General features: G+C 61.2%; 19 protein-coding genes. 14 read left to right on the top strand and 5 right to left on the bottom strand.

The genetic code is table 11. The features are described from left to right. Positions 1-29: 29 nt before the first annotated feature. The 4 genes from B9G99_RS08700 (at position 30) to B9G99_RS08685 (ending at position 5,653) form a co-directional block, all read left to right on the top strand. The gene (locus tag B9G99_RS08700) at positions 30-2,546 is read left to right on the top strand and encodes a GNAT family N-acetyltransferase (protein ID WP_086621697.1); all 2,517 of its coding nucleotides are present in this window, start codon (positions 30-32) and stop codon (positions 2,544-2,546) included. Between the two features lie 96 nt (positions 2,547-2,642). After that, complete coding sequence (locus B9G99_RS08695; protein WP_086621696.1) at positions 2,643-3,206, top strand: RNA polymerase sigma factor; 564 nt, start codon at positions 2,643-2,645, stop codon at positions 3,204-3,206. Positions 3,207-3,331: 125 nt separating this feature from the next. Next, the gene (locus tag B9G99_RS08690) at positions 3,332-4,258 is read left to right on the top strand and encodes a siderophore-interacting protein (RefSeq protein WP_086621695.1); all 927 of its coding nucleotides are present in this window, start codon (positions 3,332-3,334) and stop codon (positions 4,256-4,258) included. A gap of 123 nt (positions 4,259-4,381) precedes the next feature. Continuing rightward, a complete protein-coding gene (locus B9G99_RS08685; protein ID WP_086621694.1) occupies positions 4,382-5,653 on the top strand; it encodes an MFS transporter in 1,272 nt (423 codons plus the stop codon). A 52-nt stretch (positions 5,654-5,705) separates the two neighbouring features. On the opposite strand, the gene B9G99_RS08680 is transcribed toward B9G99_RS08685, so the two are convergent. Continuing rightward, a complete protein-coding gene (locus B9G99_RS08680) occupies positions 5,706-6,569 on the bottom strand; it encodes an HpcH/HpaI aldolase/citrate lyase family protein (protein WP_227875757.1) in 864 nt (287 codons plus the stop codon). After that, a complete protein-coding gene (locus B9G99_RS08675; protein WP_086621693.1) occupies positions 6,570-7,790 on the bottom strand; it encodes a CaiB/BaiF CoA transferase family protein in 1,221 nt (406 codons plus the stop codon). It abuts the gene before it with no gap. Between the two features lie 123 nt (positions 7,791-7,913). Between B9G99_RS08675 and B9G99_RS08670 the strand changes: the two genes are divergently transcribed. Beyond that, positions 7,914-8,822, top strand: coding sequence for a LysR family transcriptional regulator (locus B9G99_RS08670; RefSeq protein WP_086621692.1), 909 nt, complete (start codon positions 7,914-7,916; stop codon positions 8,820-8,822). Positions 8,823-8,873: 51 nt separating this feature from the next. Here B9G99_RS08670 and gndA read toward each other — a convergent pair whose 3' ends face one another. Further along, positions 8,874-10,286: an NADP-dependent phosphogluconate dehydrogenase gene (gndA, locus tag B9G99_RS08665; RefSeq protein WP_086621691.1), complete on the bottom strand. Its 1,413-nt coding sequence runs from the start codon at positions 10,284-10,286 to the stop codon at positions 8,874-8,876. 405 nt (positions 10,287-10,691) lie between these two features. On the opposite strand from gndA, the gene B9G99_RS08660 reads away from it, so the two are divergent. Next, complete coding sequence (locus B9G99_RS08660) at positions 10,692-11,453, top strand: Crp/Fnr family transcriptional regulator (RefSeq protein ID WP_158521468.1); 762 nt, start codon at positions 10,692-10,694, stop codon at positions 11,451-11,453. 17 nt (positions 11,454-11,470) lie between these two features. On the opposite strand, the gene B9G99_RS08655 is transcribed toward B9G99_RS08660, so the two are convergent. Then, on the bottom strand, positions 11,471-11,848 hold the full coding sequence (locus B9G99_RS08655) for an META domain-containing protein (RefSeq protein WP_086621689.1): 378 nt from the start codon (positions 11,846-11,848) through the stop codon (positions 11,471-11,473). A gap of 102 nt (positions 11,849-11,950) precedes the next feature. Here B9G99_RS08655 and B9G99_RS17215 point away from each other — a divergent pair, with 102 nt between their 5' ends. After that, positions 11,951-13,930: a methyl-accepting chemotaxis protein gene (locus tag B9G99_RS17215; protein WP_086621688.1), complete on the top strand. Its 1,980-nt coding sequence runs from the start codon at positions 11,951-11,953 to the stop codon at positions 13,928-13,930. Between the two features lie 71 nt (positions 13,931-14,001). Here the strand turns inward: B9G99_RS17215 and polA are convergent, their stop codons facing one another. Then, entirely contained in the window at positions 14,002-16,782 is a 2,781-nt protein-coding gene (gene polA, locus B9G99_RS08645) for a DNA polymerase I (protein WP_086621687.1), read from the bottom strand. Positions 16,783-16,945: 163 nt separating this feature from the next. On the opposite strand from polA, the gene B9G99_RS08640 reads away from it, so the two are divergent. The 7 genes from B9G99_RS08640 to B9G99_RS08610 all read left to right on the top strand — a co-directional run bounded on the left by B9G99_RS08640 (position 16,946) and on the right by B9G99_RS08610 (position 24,164). Beyond that, complete coding sequence (locus B9G99_RS08640) at positions 16,946-17,233, top strand: DUF2782 domain-containing protein (protein ID WP_086621686.1); 288 nt, start codon at positions 16,946-16,948, stop codon at positions 17,231-17,233. 225 nt (positions 17,234-17,458) lie between these two features. Beyond that, positions 17,459-18,403: a homoserine kinase gene (locus tag B9G99_RS08635; protein ID WP_086621685.1), complete on the top strand. Its 945-nt coding sequence runs from the start codon at positions 17,459-17,461 to the stop codon at positions 18,401-18,403. A 275-nt stretch (positions 18,404-18,678) separates the two neighbouring features. Next, positions 18,679-19,446, top strand: a complete 768-nt coding sequence (locus tag B9G99_RS08630; RefSeq protein ID WP_086621684.1) for a glycosyltransferase family 2 protein — start codon at positions 18,679-18,681, stop codon at positions 19,444-19,446. A gap of 5 nt (positions 19,447-19,451) precedes the next feature. Next, complete coding sequence (locus B9G99_RS08625; protein ID WP_086621683.1) at positions 19,452-19,769, top strand: lipid-A-disaccharide synthase N-terminal domain-containing protein; 318 nt, start codon at positions 19,452-19,454, stop codon at positions 19,767-19,769. Further along, on the top strand, positions 19,766-21,538 hold the full coding sequence (locus tag B9G99_RS08620; protein ID WP_086621682.1) for an ArnT family glycosyltransferase: 1,773 nt from the start codon (positions 19,766-19,768) through the stop codon (positions 21,536-21,538). The genes B9G99_RS08625 and B9G99_RS08620 overlap by 4 nt, the downstream gene beginning before the upstream one ends. Further along, the gene (locus B9G99_RS08615) at positions 21,535-23,160 is read left to right on the top strand and encodes an ArnT family glycosyltransferase (RefSeq protein ID WP_086621681.1); all 1,626 of its coding nucleotides are present in this window, start codon (positions 21,535-21,537) and stop codon (positions 23,158-23,160) included. The genes B9G99_RS08620 and B9G99_RS08615 overlap by 4 nt, the downstream gene beginning before the upstream one ends. Further along, entirely contained in the window at positions 23,157-24,164 is a 1,008-nt protein-coding gene (locus tag B9G99_RS08610; protein ID WP_086621680.1) for an NAD-dependent epimerase/dehydratase family protein, read from the top strand. Before B9G99_RS08615 ends, B9G99_RS08610 begins: the two co-directional genes overlap by 4 nt. The last annotated feature ends 113 nt before the right edge of the window (positions 24,165-24,277 follow it).

Here is a 24,277-nt window from a genome sequence, read left to right as displayed (position 1 = left end):
CATGACGTTGAAAAAACAGGAAGCCTTCGATGAACCCGCTTTCCACGACACCGTTTCATGCCGGGCAGGCCGGCACCGATCCTGATACCCCTGATGAGCGCTTTTACCGCGACTGGCCCGGCATCGGCACGCTGTCGCTGCGCCCGCTTGATCCGGAACACGATCTCGATACGGTTTACGACTGGGTGAGTCACCCCTTCGCCCGCTTCTGGGGCATGATCGGCGACAGCCGAAAGCAGGTCGACGCCTTTTATCGCCACATGCAAAAGGGCACGACGGCCCGGGCGTATCTGGGGCTCCACGATGGCGGCCCCGCGTTTTTGGTCGAGTGCTACGACCCGCGCCATGACCCGGTCGGAACGCAGTACGAGGTAGCGCCGGGCGATCGCGGCATGCACTTTCTGGTAGGACCGCCGGCGACGGCGCCGATTCACGGCTTCAGTCAGGCGGTGATTAATACCATCGTGGCGTTTTTGTTCAGGGAGTCGTCCACGCAGCGCATCGTGGTCGAACCCGACGTCAACAACGACGCGATTCATTCGCTCAACCGCCGCGCCGGCTTTGTCTATGACCGCGAAATCCGCCTCGGCAAGAAGACCGCCCACCTGGCGTTTTGTACGCGATCAAGCGCCGAAACCGCCGACGCCCATCAGCCCATCAGGGGCGACCAGACCAGCGCCCATCTCGAACCACGGCGATGGGCACGCGCCAATCGCGATCTGCTGACCAAAGCGATTGCCGAGCTTGCCCACGAGCGCCTGCTGATTCCGGAGCAGACAGTCGTGCCGGACGCCTCAGGGTGGGGAGAGTATCGTCTTGAGGCAGCATCGATGCAGTATCGCTTCCGGGCCCGTCGGCTCGAGCTTGACCAGTGGTGGATCGACAAACACTCGCTGGAGAAGCGTTCGCTTGAGCCAACGGCGCAGGAGGCAGGCGACGAGCCGCGACCGCTGTCGGTCGAAGCCTTTCTGCTCGAGTTTCGCCAGCGTCTCGGGATCGATCCCGACAACCTGCCGACCTACCTGGAAGAGATCGCCAGTACGCTTGCCGGCATGGCTTACAAGCTGGGGCGCGGCCTGCCTGATGCCGAAACGCTGGCGCTGGCCGATTTTCAGACGCTGGAGGCGGCCATGAGCGAGGGCCATCCGTGCTTCATTGCCAACAGCGGCCGTATCGGCTTCGACGCCGAGGACTATCACCGCTACGCCCCGGAAGCCGGCGCACGGGTGCGCCCGCTGTGGCTGGCAGTGGCCCGGGCATGCACCGACTACAGCGCCATCGACGGGCTGGATATCGATACCCTGTTGCGCGACGAGCTCGACGAGCGTACCTACCAGCGCTTCACCGCCCGGCTGGAAGGCCTGACGCTTGATCCCGCCGACTACTACTTTATGCCGGTGCATCCATGGCAGTGGCGGCACAAGCTCGCCATCACCTTTGCCGGCGAGGTCGCCGAACAGCGCATCGTACTGCTGGGCGAGGGCGACGACGATTATCAGCCGCAGCAGTCGATCCGGACCTGGTTCAACGCTTCCCGTCCACAGCGCCGCTACGTCAAGTTCGCGCTGTCGATTATCAACATGGGCTTCATGCGCGGGCTCTCGCCTCACTACATGCATGGCACGCCGGCCATCAACAGCTGGGTCCAAGAGGTGGTCAACGACGACCCTGAACTCAAGGCCCTGGGCTTTGGCGTGCTGCGTGAGGTGGCAACGCTTGGCTATCACCACGCCGGTTTCGAGGCCGCCTGTGACAAGCACAGTCCCTATCAGAAGATGCTCGCCTGTCTGTGGCGCGAAAGTCCCTGTGAGCAGGTTTCCGACCGTCAAGGGCTGATGACCATGGCGGCGCTGCTGCATCGCGACGCCGAAGACCGCCCGCTGCTGCCGGCGCTGATCAAGGCCTCCGGACTCGACGCGGCGACGTGGATCGATCGCTACCTCGCCGCCTATATGACGCCGCTGCTGCACTGTTTCTACGCCTACGACATGGTCTTCATGCCCCATGGCGAGAACCTGATCCTGAAACTTGAAGATCACGTGCCGGTGGGGGCAATTCTCAAGGACATCGGCGAGGAAACCGCCATTTTCGACAACGGCCAGGCACTGCCCGAAACGGCTCGACGCATTGCCGTTGAAGTCCCGGAGCACCTGAGAATCCTGTCGATCTTCAATGACCTGTTCGACTGCTTCTTCCGCTTTCTGGCGCAGATTCTGGTCGAAACCGACACCCTGGAGGCTCAGACGTTCTGGGCTCGGGTCGGGACCTGCGTGGTCGACTACCAGCGCCGCCATCCGGAACTTGCAGAAAGGTTCGCACGCTTTGACCTGTTCGCACCGACCTTCACGCTCTCATGTCTCAACCGGCTGCAACTGCGCAACAACCGCCAGATGATCGACCTTGCCGACCCGGCCAAAAATCTGCAGTTCGCCGGCGAGCTGGTCAACCCGATCGCCAGGTATCGTCCGCAGGTCCAGACGCCTCCCGAGGGCTTGACGAGCACTTCAGAGGTGACAGACATGGCAGGGATAACAGGCGAGCCCTGAAACGCCGGCTGCCTGCCAGCTCTGGCCACGGCCCGTACCGGATAACCACTGCCCGTGGTTATCCGGCATTCATGATATTGCCAGTGGGGTTACACGATGCACGCAGCGACCATCGATTCGCTCTACCGTGAACATCATCAGCAGCTGATGCGCTTTCTCAAGCGCCAGCTCCCCTGCCACGAGCAGGCGGCGGATCTGTGTCACGAGGTCTATCTGCGATTGATCCGGTCCGATGACATCCCTGCGCTCGACAACCCGCGGGCCTATCTGTTTCGCATCGCGCGCAATCTGCTGACCGACCACCATCGCCGTCAGGCCAATCACCTGATTGCCATCGATACGCTGACACCAGTGCTGGTGTGCCCGCGGGCCTGCCCCGAGGCAAGACTGTGTGAACAGCAGCAGTGCGTCCATCGTCTGGGTGAGGCGCTATCGACACTGCCCGACCACCTGCGTCAGGCCCTGATCTGGCACCGAATGGAGGGGCTGACCCAGCGTGAGATCGGCGAGCGGCTGGGCGTTTCCGAGCGCATGGCCGGGCGCTATATCGCTCGGGCCGTGACAACCTGCCAGGCCGAACTGGAGACGATGAATCTACCCAATGAGCCATCCCGCCCCTCACAAGGATTGCCGGATGCCCCTCGTCGGCAGGTCACATGATTTGAGCCATGGCGGGATCACAATCAGGACAACATCACATTTCATGGCCGACGCCTTGATTCCAAATGAGAAATATTATTATTCTTTTTAAGGCGACGCGCCTCCTACACTCAGGTGTTACCAACATGCCAGCAACGACGGCCTATCGGCTTTTTGACATGACGCTCAAGCGACGAGAGCAGCTCTCGCCGTCCATGGTGAACTTCACCTTCACGGCCAATGATCTGGATATCGCCACGACGTTTGCACCGGATCAGAGAGTGAAGCTCTTTTTCCCTCCCGAAAATCAGGGCAGCGTCGGCATGGCGGCAAAATTTGCCGACGGGGAAGACTGGTACAGTGCCTATAAAAACATGGCGGCCGAGCAGCGCCCGCCCATGCGAACCTATACGATTCGCGCGGTCCGGCCGCAAAAAAAGGAGCTGGATATCGAGTTTGTGCTGCACGGCGATACCGGCCCTGCCTCACGCTGGGCAAGCAGAGCCCGCCCGGGGGATGCCCTCTCGATCAATGCCCCGTGCAGCCACTACACCGGCAAGGCGATCGGCTGCGAGTGGCGCCCACCCGCCAATATCGAGCATCTTCTGCTGGTCGCGGATGAAACCGCCCTGCCTGCTGTCATGGGGATCATCGAGGAACTTGACAAGCGCTTTGCCGATGCGCCCAAACCCAGAGTGCAGGCCCTGCTCGAGGTCCCCTTGAAAGCGGACTGTCGCTGTATCCCACAGTGGATTGACGCCCACTGGCTGCCGCGTGAGGAGACCCGGTGCTGTCACGGCGAGAGACTTTCCCGTGCCGTGCGTACCCTGCCGCTGAAGCAGCCATCCACGTCAGCGGCGTCTGTCGACGGTGCCGAGCCGGCCATCGATATCGATGAAGAGATCCTCTGGGAGGCTTCCGTCCCCGAATCCAGCGACAGCTTTTACGCCTGGATTGCGTCCGAATCCAGGGTCTGTCTCAACATTCGTCGCTACCTGATCAATGAGCTGGCGGTCCCCAAACGGCAGGTGTCCGCCATGGGCTACTGGTGTGAGGGGAAGGCGCATCCATAACACCTCATGCCTGTTGCCGGGCCGGTCAACAGTAGTGTCGACCGGGGCACGTCCCCAGAGGATGCTGCCCCCTCTGAAGATATCCTCCCGTTTGAGGGGCCAACCTTGCTATCAGGGTCGTGCATGTCGCTAGTGGCCCTTTTACGACAACCCCATGTGCTGATGCTTGTGGGGTTGATGTTTTCCTATGCCGGCTCCTCCGTGATCGAGGGTGCCGTCCCGACGCTGGTCGCGGCAGGCATGCTCTCCCCGGCCTGGATTGCGCTTTACACCACCTTTTCCAGAGTCATCAGTGCCTGTGCCTATGTCATGGCAAGACTGCTCGGGCACTACTCGCCCTACCGGGTGCTGTTGATCTGCGAAGTCTACGACATGGTCATCACCCTTGGAGCACTGTGGCTACTCCATGTGGGCTCACTGTCAACGCCGATCGTGCTGATCACCTACGTCATCCTGACGTCCGTGATTCCGGTCATCACCAATATCGCCAACGGCACCTATGCCGGCGCCATAGCGCTGAGATCGGAAAGAACTGCCGTCCGTTTCAACGCCTTTTCCCTGAGCTTTCTGACCCTTGCCACGCTGGTGATCGGCCGACCGCTGGGGAGCTGGCTGATCGATTACTCCATCAACCTCGTGCTCGCCATCAATCTGATGATGACGCTGGCCTCGTTTGTCTTTCGCTGGGCAGCAATGAAGCGCGACACTCTTTTTGCTGCCGATCAGAACCAACAGACGCTCGAGGACAGCGACACGCCACGACTCAACCTGATGGAAGGCCTGCGCTATTTTCGTGGCCATATATTGTGCCTTTCAGCCAGCTCACCCATGACCACACCGCTGGTCTATCTGTCCATGGGACTGTTTCTCTATTACATGCCGCTGTGGCTGGCCGCCGGAGCCGATAACAAGGGAGAGATCGTGGCCGTTGCGGGCATTTTCGGGGGACTGGGTTCGATGGTCGGGCCGCTTTTGTTTCATGCCCTGAAACACCTGGGACACTATCGCCTGCATGTGACGCTGGCCATGTTCATCGTAGCGCTTGACGAGCTGATCACGCTGGCCATGGTGCTGGTGTATGGCAACGACCTGTCGATGTCGGTGCTTGCCCTCTATATGGCCCTGAATTTCGGTCTTTATCTGTCAGCTTCCTACTGCAATGTGGCCAACCTCTGCGCCCGTCAGAAACGCTTTGCCGGCAGGCGATATCCCGACATGGTCGGTATCGCCTTTTCACTGGCCTCGCTTTTCATGCTGGCGGGCACGTGGTCGGGCTACCTGCTCAGGGCCGATCGTGACCCGACATGGGCGCTGGTACTGGCAACGATTATCACCCTGCTGGCCGCCATGGGCCTGGCAATGAAAAACGGGAAAGGACCTCCAGACCCGGTCTGAAGGCAAGCGCCGGACCGAGAGGGCCGTACGGAAATGGTCACCCCGTCAGCCCTCAGGCCACGGTGCCCGTCGATGACGGGTCGACGCGCGCCAGCAGCCGTCGGGCCCGTTCGATCACCGGGGCGTCCACCATTTGCCCATCGACTCGAAAGGCACCGCCCTGCGTTCGGGCCGCCGTGACAATTTTCTGCGCCCACGCAAGCTGCTCGGCATCGGGGGTAAAGACGCGATGCACCGGGTCAAGCTGGCGCGGATGAATGCAGAGCATGCCGCCAAAGCCCATCTGACGGGCCCGCAGCGCCATACCATGGAGCACCTCGTCATCGTCAAGCACGGGCGAGACACCCGCCATCGGCGGCGCCAGCCCGGCGAGCCGCGAATGCAGCACCAGCTGATAGCGCGCCTGATCCAGGATCGCCTCGGCGCCTGGCGTCTCGCTTTCAAGTCCAAGATCCAGCGCCAGATCCAGCGCGCCGAAACTCAGCCGCTCCACACCCTCCACAGCCGCCAGCTCGTCGATCCAGTCAAGACCGGCCGCACTTTCAATCAGCGGCCACAGGGGGCGACCAAGCGCGGCGGCCTGCTGAAGCGCCATGGCCGATTCCGCCTTGGGCACCATGATCATCGAGACGCCTGACAGGCGGGCACAAAGATCCAGATCGGCATCAAAGTGTTCGCTACCAGGGGCATTGATACGCACGTACAGCGACACCTGCGGCGCCTCCTCCAAAAACTGCTCCAGCATCTCGCGCGCCGATGACTTGTCCTCCAGTGCGACGGCATCCTCGAGGTCGATGATGACCAGATCCGCCTCACTGGCGAGCGCCTTTTTGATGCGATCAGGTCGGGTCGCCGGGACAAAAAGCGCTGAACGTGCCTGGCGCATGAGACTCGCCGCCTCGTTGGATACTGTCATTTACACCACTCCTCTCTCCCGCCAAGCGGCGATGGTTATGTCGTCATGACCCAGTGAGACCAGAATCTCCCGGGTATGTTCACCCAGCGCCGGAATGGCGCCCATGACCGTATTGAAGTCACGCCCCTGCCCCGGCGGCAGTAGCGCCGGCAGTGGCCCCGCGGGCGAAGAAACCTCACGCCAGCGGTCACGGGCCGCCAGCTGTGGATGCGCCCACACCCCGGCCATATCGTTGACGTGAGCATTGGCGATGCCGGCCTGACCCAGCCGCGCCACGATGTCATCGGCGGTCAGGGTCGAGAAGACCTCATCGATGACGCCATCCAGCGCCCGGCGCGCCTCGCTGCGATCGGCATTGGTAGCAAAGCGTGGATCGTCAATCAGGGCCGGACGCCTGAGCACCTGCTCACAGAACAGCACCCATTCGCGTTCGTTCTGAAGCCCCAGCATCACCGATTGACCGTCGCCTGCCGGAAAAGGGCCGTAAGGATAGATGGTCGAATGTGATGCCCCGGCACGCGGCGGCGGCTCGGCTCCCTCGAAGGCGTAATAAAGTGGATAACCCATCCACTCGACGGTCGCCTCCAGCATCGAGACATCGATATGGCGACCCTCGCCGCTGCGCGCACGCGCCAGAAGTGCAGCGAGGATGTTGCTGTAGGCATACATGCCGGCCGCGATATCGGAGATCGAAACCCCGGCCTTGACCGGGATGTCAGGCGTGCCGGTCTGCGACACCAGGCCCGATTCGCTCTGAATCAGCAGGTCATAGGCCTTCTTGCTGGCGTAGGGGCCATCATTGCCGTAGCCCGAAATATCGCAGACGATCAGGCGAGGAAACCGCTCGTGAAGGGCCTCAAAGGAGAGCCCGAGTCGTGCACTGGCGCCGGGACTCAGGTTCTGAATCAGCACATCAGCATCCTCCAGAAGCGCCAGCAACACCTCGTGGCCCTCACGCGTTTTGACGTCCAGCGTCAGGCTCTGCTTGCCACGGTTGGTCCAGACAAAGTGAGAAGCCAGCCCGCGGGTGCGACTGTCGTAATGTCGGGCGAAATCTCCTGTGCCGGGGCGTTCGATCTTGATCACTTCCGCGCCCAGATCTGCCAGCTGACGCGAGCAAAAGGGCGCCGCGATGGCATGTTCCAGGCTGATCACCCGCACGCCGTCCAGCGGACGGGCACCGATGGCAGATTGCGCTGTTGGAGGGACATGAGTCGTCATAACAGGCCTTTTACGTCATGCGTTTGCCTCCAGAATGCCCGGTTTCAGGACATGCCAGAATTGGTCTTTTCATGACCCCGCGTTAGGCTCGGCCTAACGCTCGACTTTCCAGAGTAAATGCTCATGTCTCCCGATCTGATCGATCTGCGCCTTTTTGTCCATATTGCCGAAGCCCCCAGCCTTACCCGGGGCGCTCGTCGCGCCCATATCTCGACGGCTGCCGCCAGCGCTCGCATTCAGCAACTCGAGGCTCGACTGGGCCAGCAGCTTTTTTATCGAAGCTCCCGCGGCATGGAGATGACCCTTGCCGGTCAGCGCCTGCTTATTCATGCCCGGCGCGTCCTGCACCAGATGGATGACCTCATCGAAGACATGTCGGAGACACAGTCACCGGAAGGCCATCTGCGCATTCTGGCCAACACCACCGCCGTCACCGAGCTGATGCCGGCCGTACTGAGCACTTTTCTGGCCAAACGACCGCGCCTGACCATCGATCTTCGCGAGCGGCTCAATCATGACATCGTACGGGGCGTGGCCCGAGGCAGTGCCGACATGGGCATCGTGGCAGGGCCCGTGGCGGCAGGCACGCTTGAGCGTTATCACTTCAGCACCGACCGGCTGGTGCTGATTACTCCGCCCGATCATGCGCTGGCCGAATGCGAAGGCATTACACTCGGCGACATGGTCGATCACTACCATGTGGGCCTGCATGACAGCAGCAGTCTGATGCAGTTTCTCACGCACCGGTTTCAGGACATCGGCGCGACATTGAAACTGCGCGTTCAGGTCTCGAGTTTCGAGGCGATCTGCCGGCTGGTGGCCGCCGGCGTCGGGATCGGCATCATTCCGGAGAGTGCGGCACGGCGCCACTGCCTGCTCATGACGCTGGCCATGATTCATATCGACGCGCCCTGGGCGGTACGCGAGCGCAGCGTAGTAGTGCGGGATGCCACCGCCCTGCCCGGCGGCGGCCTTGCGCTGCTCGAGGCGCTGGTGAGCCACGGCCGGACCGACTCGTTGCTGTCAGAATAAAAAAACCCCGCGACAGGCGCGGGGTTTTGGTGCATCAAAAAGCAGTGGTGCTTACTTTTCGAGCCATTCGGTATGGAAGACACCGTCGCGATCAAGGCGCTTGTAGGTGTGGGCACCGAAGAAGTCACGCTGGGCCTGTACCAGGTTGGCCGGCAGCTTCTCGGCGCGGTAGCTGTCGTAGTAGGCCACGGCAGACGAGAAGGTCGGGACCGGAATGCCGTTTTGCACCGCATGGCTGATCACGTCACGCAGCGACTGCTGGTAACGATCAGCAATGTCGGAGAAATACGGCGCCATCAGCAGGTTCGACAGATCAGGCGTTTCCTGGTAGGCATCGGTAATCTTCTGCAAAAACCGGGCACGGATAATGCAGCCGGCGCGGAAGAGCTTGGCCACCTGACCGTAGTCGAGATTCCAGTCGTAGTGATCGCTGGCCGAACGCATCTGGGCAAAGCCCTGGGCGTAGGAGGCAATCTTGCTGAAATAAAGCGCCTGACGCACTTTCTCGATAAACTCGGCGCGATCGCCTTCAAAGGGCTTTTCGGCCGGACCCTTGAGCACTTTCGAGGCCGCCACGCGCTCTTCCTTGAGAGAAGAGATAAAACGGGCAAAGACGGACTCGGTGATCAGCGGCAGCGGAACGCCCAGATCCAGCGCGCTCTTGCTGGTCCACTTGCCGGTGCCCTTCTGGCCGGCGGAGTCGAGAATCGTGTCGACCACGTATTCGCCGTTTTCATCACGCTTTCTGAAGATGCGCGCGGTGATGTCGATCAGGTAGCTGTCGAGCTCGCCTTCGTTCCATTCGGTGAAGACATCGGCCAGCTCGTCGTTGGACAGTGCCAGACCTTCCTTGAGGATGGCGTAGGCTTCGCTGATGAGCTGCATGTCACCGTATTCAATGCCGTTGTGCACCATCTTGACGTAGTGACCGGCGCCATCGGGACCCACATAGTTGACGCACGGCTCGCCGTCTTCGGCGCGCGCGGCGATCTTTTCAAGGATCGGCGCCACCATGTCATAGGCTTCACGCTGACCGCTGGGCATGATCGATGGTCCCTTGAGGGCACCCTCCTCACCACCGGAAACGCCGGTGCCGATAAAGTTCAGGCCCGCCTCGGAAAGCTCGCGGTTACGGCGAATGGTATCCGGATAGTAGGTGTTGCCCCCATCGATCAGGATATCGCCCTTGTCGAGATACGGCTTCAGGGACTCGATGGTCTTGTCGGTCGCTTCACCGGCGGCCACCATCAACAGAATACGACGCGGCTTTTCAAGAGAGGCCACAAACGTCTCGATCTCATAGAACGGGACCAGCTTGCTATCGGGGTTTTCAGCCAGTACTTCGTCGGTTTTCTCAGAGGAACGGTTATAGATCGACACCGTATAGCCACGGCTTTCGATATTCAGCGCCAGATTGCGCCCCATTACTGCCATTCCCATGACACCAATCTGTTGTCTGGTCATTGCCTTTCACTACTCCAGCAGTCATTGAACTACGACGTGTTGCCGACGCTGCGGTCCGGCAACACGCCCTGATGTCCCGTACGGGATGGACAGCATGCTGTCGCTTGAAGAATGTGCCACGCCAACGCGGTGACAGGCCAGTCTGGCAGAGCGCGCAGCGATTGTCCCTGCGCGTGTGCGCACAGACTACGCACGAATGATCATTTCGTCGTCATTACCTTGTCAGAGGTGGTGAACAAAGGCCACATGAGCCATGCTCATTGTGCGCTTCACCATGAAAAAAGCTAATAAATACACGCTAATGGTGACAGAGTCTCATGACAATCGCCGGAATCTTCCGGTTTGATGAGTGGGCCTTGACCAGAGCGCTACTGGCACCAGCGACCGACACAGCAGGAGATGACGATGAGTCATGGCTGTATCGTTGAAAACTTCAGCAATCTGATTTCACTCAGCGAGCACGAAAAGGCACTACTGGCGCATTTTGAAAAGGATGCCCGAGCGGTCAGGCGCCACGAGAGCCTGTGGCATTTCCGCGAGCCGACGCAGACGCTCTACACGCTGCAGGAGGGCTGGGCCTACGCCTACAAGATCTCCCTGATGGGTGAAATGAAGGTGGTCGAAATTTTCACGCCTGGCGACATCATCGGCCTGCGCGACTTTACCTTCGGTCGTCACCTGACCGACGTGCGCATGATGACCGACGGCACCGTCTGCGCCTTCCCCTATCGCTACATTCTGGAAGCCTGCCAGCAATCACGCGCGCTGTCGGCCGCCTTTTTTGCGACCGCCTCGCGGGATCAGGCGCTGATGACCGAACGTGTGACCAACCTCATGCACTGCAGCGCTCGCATGAAGATTGCCCATTTCATCATCGAAATGTACCTGCGCCTGAAGCATACGCACCCCGAGATGGGCCTTCGCTTTGAATTTCCGATGAACCAGAAGCTGATGGCAAGCCTTCTGGGGCTGACCAGCGTGCACGTCAGCCGCATGCTCGGCGAACTGACCCGGGAGGGCATGGTAAAAAAGCAGCGCCGCACGCTGGAAATCCTCGACTATGAACGTCTTTATCGTGAAGCCCAGTTCGATGAAACCTACATTCAGCTCGATCTGACCCACATGCTCGAAGTCGATCCCAACGACAGTGAGGCACCGATGGGCTAGCCGCCCCGGGCGGCGCCCTACTGCATGAGCACACGCTCGATCGGCATTTGCAGGGACGCTCCCTCAAGACGCCATTCGTCATTATCGCCCTGAATCAGACGCGGCTCGCTTTCCAGAAAATCGATCAGCGCCTGATCCCCCGCCGCTCCATCCGGACAGGCCATACGGGTCGAGGCCAGATGGCCGACGATCAGCCGGCCATTCTCGACCTGTGCCGGACCAAAGATCCGGTTGCAGCCGCCGCTACCGCTGACGCGATAACCGTCAAAGCTCAGCGTTGCCTGCGCCAGCGCCTCATCCTGTTGGGAAGTCTGTGATTCTTGTGTGGCACAGCCGGCCAGGCCGGTCGCCAGCACCAGCCCCGTTACGGAAAGCGCGGCATGGAAACGATTCATGTGTCAGCCCCTGTGATACCGATGAATGTGAAGAGTGTCCCTCAATGGTACGTCCAGACGTGCCGATAACAGCAGTTGGGCAAATAACGGGGAGCACAAAAAATGCCACTGCTGCCGCGCACCATTGCAGGAAAGATTACCCTGGGCGGGATACTGCTCACGACACTGATCGGCCTTTCCATCTACGGCGTCATGACGCTCAGAGGAAAACCCCGCCTGATCGAGGCGAGTAACACACTGGTCAGTCAGAGCGGACAGTCCATGGTTAATGGTCTGCAGGCGCAGATGGGACGCATTGAAAGCCTGACGGCCAGCGTCGCCAGCATGGCCGCGACCATGCCAACCGATCCCGCGCTCTATGTCACCACCCTGCCGGACATCATTGATGCCAATGGCAATCGCGCCATCGCCGGTGGCGGACTGTGGCCGGAGCCGGGCGCCTTTACCCCCGGCGTCGAGAAACGAAGCTTTTTCTGGGGCCGCGGTCAGAATGGCGCGCTGGCCTATACCGAGGAGTATAACGCGCCTGACAGCAGCCCCTACCAGAGCGAACCCTGGTATCGCGCCGCCGTGGGTGCCCCGGGCGGCCAGTGCGTCTGGTCAGCGGCCTATCTTGACCCGGTGACTCAGGCCCCGATGGTGACCTGCAGCATCCCCTATCAGCGAAATGGCCAATTTGCGGGCGTGGCGACCACCGATGTCAGCCTTGCAGGCCTTGCCGACTTCATGACGACGCATGGCAACGCCACCGGTGGCTATGCCTATGTGCTGGACAAGGAAGGCAACGTCATGTACTTCCCGGGCACCGATTTCAGGAACGGCATGCAGAGCCTGTCACAGCTGGCATCACGTCTGCCCTGGCTTGCCCCGCTGACCACGGCCGTTCAAAAGGACGGCGAGGTACGTCTTGAAGACCCGACCCTGCAGGATCAGGCCATGGTCAAGCAGTTCACCATGGCGGGTACCGGCTGGACCATCGGGCTTGTGACGCCCATGCGGACCGTCACGCATCTGGCCAGCTCCCTGATTCGGGACCTGCTGCTCTTTATCCTGCCGGTTGTCGCACTGCTGCTGGGCCTGGCCTGGCTGGGCAGTCGCATGTTGCTGGCCCAGATCAGTGAAACCACCCGACAGATCGAACGGATGGGAGAAGGCGGCGCGCAGCGCGATGCGCTCAGCATCACCCGCCCCGACGAAATCGGTGCCCTGCGAGGCGCCGTCAACCGCTACGCGGCCAGGCTCAACCAGCTTTTCGACGACGTCAGCATGGTCTCCGAGACCATTGGCAGCCGCTCCCGTGAAATTTCGGTAGGCAATATGGATCTGTCGCGGCGCACCGAATCACAGGCGGCAGCCCTTGAGGAGACCGCCTCGGCCATGGAAGAACTCTCTTCTACGGTCGGCCATAACGCCGACAGCGCCGGCGAAGCCAGCCGACTGGCCGGTGAGGCTTCAAGCGTGGCCGAACAGGGTAGCACCCGCGTGACCCGTGTCATCACGTCAATGGAGGAGATCAGCGAAGGGTCGCGGAAAATGGCCGATATCGTCAGCATGATCGATGGCATCGCCTTTCAGACCAATCTGCTGGCGCTGAACGCTGCCGTCGAAGCCGCCCGTGCCGGTGAGCAGGGACGCGGCTTTGCAGTGGTGGCCGGCGAAGTACGCAATCTTGCCTCCCGAAGCGCCACCGCCGCCAGCGAGATCGGCGTGCTGATCAAGACCTCCATGACGCGCATTGATGAAGGAACCCGCCATGCCCATGAAGCGGGCGATGTCATGAAGGATGTGGTGGCGGCCGTGGAACGCGTCACCGGGCTGGTCAACGAAATCGCGCTGGCCTCCCGAGAGCAGGCGGCCGGCATCAATGATGTCAACCATGCCGTGGCCGACATGGATGGGGTGACCCAGCAAAACGCAGCCCTGGTCGAAGAAGTTGCCAGTGCGGCCTCGGCACTGGAAGAACAGGCCCGGTCGCTCGAACAGTTGATGGCAGGCTTTCAGAGCACCGAGGGCGCCTCTTCTTCTGACAGTGACGCGACCGCCGCTCATGCCCTGCCGGGACACACGTCCTGGGCCATGTAAGCCTCTGCGTTTTCGACAAAAAAGCCGGCCCCAGGGCCGGCTTTTCCATGAAGGGCACCCAGCCTTGAACCCTAGTGCGCCTCTTCCCAGTTATCGCCGTGGCCGGCCTCGACAATCAGCGCCACATCGAGCTGACCTGCGCCCTGCATACGGCTAACGACCTCGGCCTTGAACGCCTCGACCTGTTCGCGACGCACCTCGAAGATCAATTCGTCATGCACCTGCATGACCATTTTGGCGTCGAACTCGCCTTCACGAAGCCAGGCATCCACGTCAATCATGGCGCGTTTGATGATATCCGCGGCGGTACCCTGCATCGGCGCATTGATGGCGGTACGCTCGGCCCCCTGTCGACGGGCATGATTGCGCGAGTTGATCTCGGGCACATAGAGACGCCGACCAAAGACGGTTTCCACAAAACCGTTTTCTGCCGCCTCGGCGCGAATGCGCTCCATATAGCGTGCCACACCCGGATAGCGGTCGAAGTAGCGCTCGATCCATGTTTTGGCATCACGCTGCTCGACCCGCAGCTGGCGCGCCAGCCCCCAGGCGCTCATGCCGTAGATCAACCCGAAGTTGATCGCCTTGGCACTGCGGCGTTGATCGCTGGTGACCTTCTCAAGCGAGGTGCCAAAGACTTCGGCGGCGGTCGCGGTATGAATATCACGATCCTCGGCGAAGGCCGTGAGCAGGCTCTCGTCGCCCGAGAGGTGTGCCATGATGCGCAGCTCAATCTGCGAGTAATCCGCCGCCACCAGCTGATAGCCGGGCGTGGCGATAAAGGCGGTGCGAATGCGCCGACCGATATCACTTCGGATCGGAATGTTTTGCAGGTTGGGATCGCTGGACGAGAGTCGTCCGGTCGCGGTCACCGCCTGGTGATAGCTGGTATGAATGCGCCCGGTAGTGGCGTTGATCAGCTGCGGCAGCTTATCGGTGTAGGTCGACTTGAGCTTGGACAACCCGCGATGCTCCATGATGACTTTCGGCAGCGGATAGTCCAGCGCCAGCTCCTCAAGCACGGCCTCTGCGGTCGACGGTGCGCCCTTGGGCGTTTTCTTGATCACCGGGATCTTCTGCTCCTCGAACAGGATCTCGCCGAGCTGCTTGGGTGAGCCCAGGTTGAACTCACGCCCGGCCAGCTCAAAGGCGTCGCGCTCAAGTTCGGTGATGCGCTCGCCCAGCGACCGGCTCTGCTCGCCGAGCTTCGCAGTGTCTACCGCCACACCGGTGCGCTCCATGCGCGTGAGCACTGAAATCAGCGGCAGCTCGAGCGTGTCGATGACCTCGGCAAGCCTTCCCTCCTGCTCAAGGCGCGGGCGCAGATGAGCATGCAGGCGCAGGGTGACGTCGATGTCTTCGCAGGCATATTCCACCGCCTGTTCGAGCGCGACCTGATTGAAGGTCAGCTGCTTGACGCCCTTGCCGGCAATCTCTTCGAACGAGATGGTGCGATGGCCCAGATAGGCCTGCGCCAGCGAATCCATGTCATGGCGCGTGGCGGTCGAGTTGAGCACGTAGGACTCGAGCATGGTATCGATCAGCGCGCCTTCCACGCCGATGTCATAGCGCGCCAGCACCTCGATATCGTATTTGAGGTTCTGGCCGATCTTGGCGATCGCCGGGTTTTCCAGCAGCGGCTTGAGCGCGGCCAGCACGGCGCCGCGATCAAGCTGATCCGGCGCGTCGAGATAGTCGTGCGCCACCGGCACATAGACCGCCTCGCCCGGCGTAATGCCAAGGCCGATGCCGACGATCTCGGCCTCCATGTAGTTAAGGCTGGTGGTTTCCAGGTCAAAACAGAAGGTGGGGCTCTGCTTCAAACGCTCGATCCAGCAATCAAAGTCTTCCTGCTCGAATACCGCACGATAGTCACGCGGCTCGCTCGCCATGGCTGACGTTTCATCGCTGCCGTTACCATCGTCGAGATCCCCTTCGCCGGCTGGCACATCCGGGGAAGCCTCGCCGGTACTGCCACCCTCCAGCAGCTCGTTGAGCCAGCCCTTGAATTCAAGGCGCTGATAGAGCGCCAGCAGCGCTTCGCGGTCGGGATGGGCAATGTCGAGACCGTCGAGACCGACCGGCAGTTCGCAATCGGTGCGAATGGTGGCCAGTTGATAGGAAAGAAACGCCTGCTCGCGATGCTCCTCAAGCTTTTTGGCCATCGTTTTGGCGCCGCGAAAGGAGAGCGTCCTGATCCGGTCGAGATCGCCATAGATGGTCTCGAGCCCCCCATCCATGCCGGTCAAAAGCGCCAGCGCCGTCTTCTGGCCCACGCCCGGAACCCCCGGAATGTTATCGACGCTATCCCCCATCAGGGCCAGATAGTCGATGATCAGATGCGGCGGAATGCCGAACTTCTCTTCGACGCCGGCCACATCGAGCGTCTCGTTTTTCATGGTATTGACCATGGTGATGTGCTCGTTGACCAGCTGCGCCATGTCCTTGTCGCCGGTCGAGATAATCGCATCGCGCCCGGCTTCGGTGGCCATGCGCGCCAGCGTGCCGATCACGTCATCGGCCTCGACGCCCTCGATGCATAGAAGCGGCAGGCCGAGCGCCCGAACACACTCGTGCAGCGGCCCGACCTGAGCACGCAGCTCATCGGGCATGGGCGGACGATGGGCCTTGTACTGCTCATAGAGCTCATCGCGAAAGGTCTTGCCCTTGGCATCAAACACCACCGCCATGGGGCTTTCGGGATACTGACGGATCAGGCTCTTGAGCATGGAGACGACGCCACGAACGGCGCCGGTCGGCTCACCGGTCGAGGTCGACAGGGGCGGCAGGGCATGAAAGGCGCGGTACAGGTAGGCAGAACCGTCCACAAGGACGATCGGGGCAGCGGCCATGGAAGCTCCAGCTAACGACTCGAATATGGTGCCATGATACGCAAGCCTGGCGCTGGCGTCAGTGGCGAAAGCACCCGTCCACCCGAGCCATCACGGCGGCTGCTATTTATCGACAGGCGCTTTACACTACGCAACATTCAGGACGCAGCCTTCGGAGCTCATCATGACCATTGGACGGATTCTGCCTGTCCTGGCAGCGTCAGCACTGCTGGCGCTGGCTACCCTCAGCCCTGTGGCACTGGCCGCCTCCCAGGGTCAGGTCACCACCCAGCAGCAAGGTGATCGCCTCGTGCATGAATACCGCCTCGAGGGAAGGCTCTACGCCATCGAAATCATTGAAGGCGATCAGCGCACGGTGCTTGTAGACGCCGATGGCGACGGCAATTTTCGCCGTCAGCCCGCGGATACCGAGATCAGGCCACCATCCTGGACTCAAAAACAGTCGCAATAGCTTTCAATGGTATTGGCACCGAGAGCGTCAGTACTGCCATGGGACATACGGTGGGCAGAATATGCCCTTTCGGTGATAGACTCCGCGCGGCGCGATGTCAGGCCACGCCGGGGTGCGGTGCGTTCCGGCATGCCGCGCCCGAACACGTCACGGCCGTCGACCGGCACTGGTCGCGGTATTGGTTACCCAGCACGATGAGCGCCTCCGCAGTGCGCCAGGAGCAACATGGCGGTTTTTACCCCCTTAAGCGATGAGCAGGTCGCACATTTTCTAGAACGCTACGATGTCGGCAATCTGCTGGCCGTCGAGGGTGTGGCCGGCGGTACGGAAAACAGCACCTTTTTTGTCACCACCGACCGGGAAGTACTGGTGCTGACCCTGTTCGAGCAGGGCGAACAGGAGGAGCTGCCCTTTTTTGTCGACCTGCTGGCCTGGCTTGATCAACATCAGCTGCCAGTACCGGGACCGCTGTTTGACCGTACCGGTGTGGCGCTTCAGCGTCTGGCCGACCGTCCCGCCCTCTTGTTTCCACGCCTTGCCGGACGCCATCCCGAGCAGCCCGGGGTTGTCCAGTGTGCCGCCATCGGCCGGGTACTGGGTCAGATGCATCGCATCTCGCAGGGGTTTCAGGGCAGCCGACCCAATCCACGCGACCTTCGCTGGGTACATGCCGTACATTCAAGGGTCATGAGCTATCTGGGCCCGGACGACCAGACCCTGATTCGTGATCGCATCGATACACTGGACAGTCGTCTGAGACAGGTGGTGCTGCCCCAGGGGGCGCTCCATGGCGACCTTTTTCGTGACAACACCCTCTACGAGGGTGACCGGCTCTCCGGGGTGATCGACTTTTATAACGGCTGCACCGGGGATCTGCTGTTTGATCTGGCCATTGTCATCAACGACTGGTGCAGCGACGATGACGGCGCGCTTATCCCCGAGCGCTATGAGGCCATCATCAATGCCTATGCCCATGAACGTGCCTTCACCGACGAGGAGCGCCGGGTCTGGCCCACGATGCTGGAGCTGACGGCACTGCGCTATTGGCTGTCGCGGCTTCTGGTAGTCTATGTCGACCCACCGGCGCACGCGCTTACGCCCAAGGACCCCGCCCAGTATCGCCAGATCCTGAAGGCACGCATCGATCATCCCCCAGCGCCCCTGCCCTGATCCCCATGGCGCCCCGGTCAGATGTCGGCGGCGCCTGTAACACGTTCCTGCCCCGTCTCTGATGAGCCCTAATACTTTTTGCTCGTTGCACTAAAGGGCTCATTTTTCTCTGTTACTCTCCCCAACCCTGCCTCAACGGCCTCATACGGCGCTCTGTGCCTTCATGACTGAACTTTTCATCATGACGGCAAGACTAATAATTGCTTAATTTAACTTGAAAACCACTGCCGTATAATTTCTTGACTTTACATGACCGCGACTGGCCCAGCCTTCCTATGACTGATCTCCCCCTGTCTGTCCTGATTCCGGCACGCAACGAAGCCGACAACCTGCCCCACTTGCTTGATGAGGTATGCACAGCGCTTGACGGCGCCGGCATCAAATTCGAAATGCTTGTGGTCAACGACGGCTCAAGCGATAACAGTCTGCAGGTCCTGACAGCGTATGCCGCCCGTGACGAGCGTCTTCGGGTCTATCACCATCAGTACAGCGCCGGACAAAGCACCTCCATCTGGCAGGCCGCATGGCAGGCCCGCGGGACATGGCTGGCCACACTGGACGGGGATGGCCAGAATGATCCGGCCGACCTGCCTGCCATGTTCGAGCGCGTTCAAAAAAGAGACATCACGCTGCTGGCCGGCTATCGCCACAAGCGCAACGACAGCGAAATCAAGCGCCTCTCCTCGCGTATCGCCAATGCCGTGCGCTCGCGTCTTTTGAAGGATGACACCCCTGATACCGGCTGTGGCATCAAGATCTTTGAGCGCGAGGCCTTTCTGCGGCTGCCCTACTTCAACCACATGCACCGCTTTTTGCCGGCGCTGATACGCGCCCAGGGCGGCACGACCCTTTCCTGGCCGGTCAATCACCGTGCCCGCCAGGCCGGAAGCTCCAACTACGGCACCCTGGATCGACTGATGGCCGGGCTGCTGGACCTTGGCGGGGTCATGTGGCTGGCGCATCGCTCCAGATTGCCGGCGCCTCTTGATCTGCATGCCGGGATAGACGTCGACAAGGATCTCCACTCTCGTCAGGAGCCCTGAAGCCCATGGATAGTGCAGCCCTCTGGATCACGATCGGCCTGCTCGGTCAGGCCCTGTTCTCGGCGCGCTTTATCGTGCAATGGCTGGCCAGTGAACGCGCTAGGCGCAGTATCGTGCCGCATCTTTTCTGGTATCTCAGCATCGGGGGCGGCCTGATCCTGCTGATGTACGCCATCTATCGACGTGACCCGGTCTTTATCATCGGTCAGGGCTCCGGCCTTTTCATCTATGTACGCAACCTGATGCTGATCCAGAAGGAAAAGCGCCAGGCTCGACAGGCAGTGCCTGCTGACACCACGGATCAAGGGGTGGAAAAGGCATGACGAAGACACGCGTTGCCCGGGGGCTGCAGCGAGGGCTGATCAATGCACCGGTACTGTCACTGCTGGTCATCGCGCTGGTCTTTCTGGGCCTCGGGATTGGCTGGCGCTGGCCATGGCCGGCCGATGAGCCGCGCTTTGCCCTGATCGCCCAGGAGATGATCACGACCCATCAGTGGTTGATTCCCCATCGGGCCGGCGAGCTTTATCCGGACAAGCCACCGATCTTCATGTGGCTGATCGCGCTGGGCATTCTGGTCACCGGCAGCGTCAAGGTGGCCTTCATGCTGCCGTCCCTGCTGGGCGCGCTGACGACCCTCGGCCTGACCACTGACCTGACCCGCCGTCTTTATGGCCCCCGCATCGCGTGGCTGGCCGGCCTGACGCTGTTGCTGACCGCGCAGTTCACCCTGCAGGCGCGCACGGCTCAGATCGACATGCTGGTCACGGGATTCATCACGCTGGGGCTTTACGGGGCGCTGCGTCATGCCCTGCTCGGCCCGGCACCGGGCTGGTGGTATGCAGGCTGCGTCTCCATGGGACTGGGCGTGATTACCAAGGGCGTCGGCTTTTTGCCGCTGCTGCTGTTGCCGGTCTGGTTCGGACTGTTCTGGTATCAGCGCCGATACTCCAACAGTGTCCACCGCATTGTGCCGCTGACCCTGCGCCAGCTGCTGATCGGTCTGGGGCTTGTGCTGGCCGCCATTGCCTGCTGGGTCATCCCCATGGTGCTCTACACCAGTTTCAGCGGTGACCCGGCGCTGGCGGCCTATCGCGACAATATTCTCTTTCGTCAGACCGGCGAGCGCTACGCCGACGCCTGGCACCACCTGAAGCCCTTTTATTACTACGTGCTTGAAGTGTTGCCCTGGGCCTGGCTGCCCGGCGTGCTGGCCCTGCCCTGGGTTGCGCCTCACTGGTGGCGCCGTTTGCGACGCGGCGATATCCGCCTCTGGCTGCCGCTGTCCTGGGTCATCCTGATGGTGCTGTTTTTCTCCATGAGTCCCGGCAAGCGTGGCGTCTACATGACGCCGGGCATGTCGATGTTCGTGCTGGCGCTGGCGCCGGCGCTACCGGGCCTGATCCGACGCCCCGGACTCAATCGGCTCGCCTGGGGACTGGCGGTGGCTCTGGGGGGCGTCATCGGTGTTGTCGGCCTGCTCCTGGCTGTCGGCCTGCTCGACAGCAAGACCCTTGGCGATGACTTCATCATCAATCCCTGGGGATGGTGGCTGAGCATCGGGGCGCTGACCGCCCTGATCGCCTGGCGGCTTCCGCCACGGCGTGGTCTGGCAGCGCTTGGACTGTGGCTTGCGATGTTCTGGATACTCTGGGCCAGCTGGGGCTATGAGGTCATGGATGATCATCGCTCGCGCAGTGCACTGATGGCGGAGGTCGCCATGACCACCCACCACCAGCCCCTGGCACTGATCGATTTTGATGAAGAAAACGTTTTGCAGGCGCAGCAGCCCATCGTGCAGTTCGGCGATGGCACGCCGGCGGATGATCAGTTTGTACGCATGACCGCATGGCTTGAAGAAGCGCCCGAGACGCGCTGGGCACTGGTGCAAAACAATGAGCTCAAGGACAAGGCCTGCGTTGATCGCAGCACCCTGACACCTGTGAAGGAGCGCGGCGACGCGGATTGGCAGCTTCTGCGCGCCGACAGCGTGGCACAGTGCGCGGGTGATGAGCATGCAGCGCCACTCTATCAGGCCCCGACCACCTGGCATCATGACAGTGCGTCTTCCGGCGCCGACTCGATGCCATGAACGGATCGGACCGGCATTCTGAGCGGCTGATTGATCGCCCGGGCCTGCAGTGGGGGGCGCTTTTGCTGATCTGGCTGGCCGGCGTAGTGAGTTTTCAGCTGCGCCCGATCATGCCGATCGATGAGACGCGCTATATCTCGGTGGCCTGGGAGATGTGGCAAGGCAATCAGTGGTGGGTCGCGCACATGAACGGCACGCCCTATGCCGACAAGCCACCGCTGCTGTTCTGGCTGATCAATCTGGGCTGGGGCATGTTTGGCGTCAACGACTGGTGGCCACGCCTGATCATGCCGCTGGCATCGCTGCTGGGGCTTTTTCAACTGCGACGTATCGCATTGAACCTCGGCTATGACGCTCGAACAGCGCGAATGGCTCTGCTGGTATTGATGTCGATGCTGATGTGGTGGCTCTATAGCGCCACATTGATGTTCGATGTGCTTCTGACCACCTGCCTGCTGGGCGCCGTGGCCGCCCTGACCGGCCAGGCTGCCCTGCGAAGGCGAGCCCCTAGTGTCACCCTGTGGCTGGGACTGGCGCTGCTCGCCAAGGGACCGGCGGTGCTGCTGAGCTGGCTGCCGATTCCTGTGACCCTGCCGCTTTGGAGCGAACGGCCGAAAGGTGAACGCCGCCCGCTCATGTTCTGGCTGGCCACTGGCGCGGCCCTTTTGATACTGCTTGGCTGGGCCCTGAGTTCGGCCCGGGTCGGCGGCGATGCCTATGCCAGTAATCTCCTGTGGCACCAGAGCGTCGACCGACTGGAGCAGGTGGCCGATCACGCCCGCCCCTTCTGGTGGTATCTCCCCATGCTGCCGGTGTTGTTACTGCCCTGGTCACTGTGGCTGCCGGCACTGCAACTCTGGCGCTGGGATTCCTATGCCGCGCCGCGCAGGGCACGCCGATTGCTCTGGTGCTGGGCACTGGCGCCACTGGTCCTGTTTTCCCTGGTCAGTGGCAAACAGGTGCACTACCTGATGCCCATCCTGCCTCCGCTTGCCCTGCTCATTGCCGAGGCGCTGATACGCCCTGCTCCCGAACGGCGTCACACCCTGAGAGTGCCGGCGATCGCCCTGTTCGCCACCGGCGCCCTCGCTCTGGTTGTGAAAATGGTCGGCAGCGACCAGCTGGCCGGGATGTTTTCCCTCCATGGTGTCTGGCTTTTATGGGTACTCGCGGCTGCCGCCGCCGTGGTACGCCTCCAGACACGAGCGGCTGCAACGTTACTGGCCATGATTGGCACGGCAAGCCTGACGTTGATGCTTACGGTCATGATGTCCCCCCTGTGGCCAAGTATGGATACCCAGCGCCCTGGAGCGCTCTTGTCCCGTCTGGAGAGCCAGGGTTATCCGGTGGTCTGGTATGGCAACAACTATCAGGCCAGCTTCCAGTTTGCCGGCCGCCTGACCACCCCGTTGCAGATCATTGACTCGGATCTGCCTGATTTGTGTCACTGGCGACAAAACCATTCTGATGGCTGGGTCATTGGCGACAGTCGGCAACTGCCCTCGCTTCATGTGCCGGCGCTGGCACACCGCTTTCCATGGCGTTCCCGCACGCTGATGGTCATACCGGTATCGGCAATGCAGATCGCAACGCCCTTCTATCTCTGCCCGGAGCCCTTATGAACAGAAAAGTATTGGTAACAGGTGCCGCCGGCTTCATTGGTGCATGGCTGACAAAGCGACTCACGGAAGACGGCGTAACGACGGTCGGTGTCGATAATTTTTCGGACTATTACAGCGTGGACTACAAGCGCGCGCGTCTTGAAGCGCTGGACATCAGGGATTGCCGGTTGCTGGACGTCAGTGACCGTGACGCGGTAGATGCCCTTTTCAGGCGCGAAGGGTTCACGCATGTCGTTCATCTGGCCGCCCAGGCCGGCGTGCGCTACAGCGTCACCCATCCGCATGTGTATGGGCAGAGCAACCTGACCGGTTTTCTCAATGTGCTCGAAGCCTGCCGGCAGCATGGCATTCAACATCTCTACTACGCCTCTTCAAGCTCGGTGTACGGACACTCAAGCCGTGAGGTCTTCAACGAAAGGGACCCGGTCGACCATCCCGTTTCCCTGTATGCTGCCACCAAGCGAGCCAACGAGCTCATGGCCGACAGCTATGCCAGCCTCTATGGCATGTCCCTGACCGGCCTGCGCTTTTTCACGGTGTATGGCCCCTGGGGCCGACCGGACATGGCCCCCATGCTGTTTGCCGGCAGCATCATGAACCACCAGCCGCTTCAGATCTTCAATCATGGTCAGATGGCGCGGGATTTCACCTGGGTCGGTGACATCATCGAGTCCGTGGTACGCCTGATCAATGTTCATGGCGAAAGCGGCGAAACCGGTCGTCATCAGGTCTTCAATATCGGGCGGGGCGAGCCCACGGCCCTGATGGACTTTATCACCTGGCTTGAAGAGGCGCTGGGGCAGCAGGCGCCGCGCGAGTGGCTACCCATGCAGGAGGGCGATGTCACGCGCACCTGGGCAGACACGTCGAAACTGGAAGCCGTCATCGACTATCGACCCACCATGCCGCTGGCCACCGGGGTGCAGCATCTGGCGCAGTGGTGTCTGGATCATCAGCAATGGCTGCCTGTCCGTCAGGTCGTCCCCATGACGAAAACCGCCTGAGCGCCCTTTCGGACCTGACTGCCCCCCATGGCGCAAAAGCGCTAAAATGATCCGGGGACAGCCATTTGCTGCCTTTTCCTTATGTCGCTACCTTACCTTCACAATGTCGTTTG

This window comes from Kushneria konosiri (assembly GCF_002155145.1).
Classification (GTDB): domain Bacteria; phylum Pseudomonadota; class Gammaproteobacteria; order Pseudomonadales; family Halomonadaceae; genus Kushneria; species Kushneria konosiri.
The sequence above is the reverse complement of the archived record's forward strand: the minus strand, read 5'-3'. Positions and strand labels throughout refer to the sequence as shown.

Excerpts from the sequence above, each read along its gene's own strand:
- B9G99_RS08700 (WP_086621697.1), top strand. The coding sequence starts at position 30 with ATGAACCCGCTTTCCACGACACCGTTTCATGCCGGGCAGGCCGGCACC.
- B9G99_RS08695 (WP_086621696.1), top strand. The coding sequence starts at position 2,643 with ATGCACGCAGCGACCATCGATTCGCTCTACCGTGAACATCATCAGCAG.
- B9G99_RS08690 (WP_086621695.1), top strand. The coding sequence starts at position 3,332 with ATGCCAGCAACGACGGCCTATCGGCTTTTTGACATGACGCTCAAGCGA.
- B9G99_RS08685 (WP_086621694.1), top strand. The coding sequence starts at position 4,382 with ATGTCGCTAGTGGCCCTTTTACGACAACCCCATGTGCTGATGCTTGTG.
- B9G99_RS08680 (WP_227875757.1), bottom strand. The coding sequence starts at position 6,569 with ATGACAGTATCCAACGAGGCGGCGAGTCTCATGCGCCAGGCACGTTCA.
- B9G99_RS08675 (WP_086621693.1), bottom strand. The coding sequence starts at position 7,790 with ATGACGACTCATGTCCCTCCAACAGCGCAATCTGCCATCGGTGCCCGT.
- B9G99_RS08670 (WP_086621692.1), top strand. The coding sequence starts at position 7,914 with ATGTCTCCCGATCTGATCGATCTGCGCCTTTTTGTCCATATTGCCGAA.
- gndA (WP_086621691.1), bottom strand. The coding sequence starts at position 10,286 with ATGACCAGACAACAGATTGGTGTCATGGGAATGGCAGTAATGGGGCGC.
- B9G99_RS08660 (WP_158521468.1), top strand. The coding sequence starts at position 10,692 with ATGAGTCATGGCTGTATCGTTGAAAACTTCAGCAATCTGATTTCACTC.
- B9G99_RS08655 (WP_086621689.1), bottom strand. The coding sequence starts at position 11,848 with ATGAATCGTTTCCATGCCGCGCTTTCCGTAACGGGGCTGGTGCTGGCG.
- B9G99_RS17215 (WP_086621688.1), top strand. The coding sequence starts at position 11,951 with ATGCCACTGCTGCCGCGCACCATTGCAGGAAAGATTACCCTGGGCGGG.
- polA (WP_086621687.1), bottom strand. The coding sequence starts at position 16,782 with ATGGCCGCTGCCCCGATCGTCCTTGTGGACGGTTCTGCCTACCTGTAC.
- B9G99_RS08640 (WP_086621686.1), top strand. The coding sequence starts at position 16,946 with ATGACCATTGGACGGATTCTGCCTGTCCTGGCAGCGTCAGCACTGCTG.
- B9G99_RS08635 (WP_086621685.1), top strand. The coding sequence starts at position 17,459 with ATGGCGGTTTTTACCCCCTTAAGCGATGAGCAGGTCGCACATTTTCTA.
- B9G99_RS08630 (WP_086621684.1), top strand. The coding sequence starts at position 18,679 with ATGACTGATCTCCCCCTGTCTGTCCTGATTCCGGCACGCAACGAAGCC.
- B9G99_RS08625 (WP_086621683.1), top strand. The coding sequence starts at position 19,452 with ATGGATAGTGCAGCCCTCTGGATCACGATCGGCCTGCTCGGTCAGGCC.
- B9G99_RS08620 (WP_086621682.1), top strand. The coding sequence starts at position 19,766 with ATGACGAAGACACGCGTTGCCCGGGGGCTGCAGCGAGGGCTGATCAAT.
- B9G99_RS08615 (WP_086621681.1), top strand. The coding sequence starts at position 21,535 with ATGAACGGATCGGACCGGCATTCTGAGCGGCTGATTGATCGCCCGGGC.
- B9G99_RS08610 (WP_086621680.1), top strand. The coding sequence starts at position 23,157 with ATGAACAGAAAAGTATTGGTAACAGGTGCCGCCGGCTTCATTGGTGCA.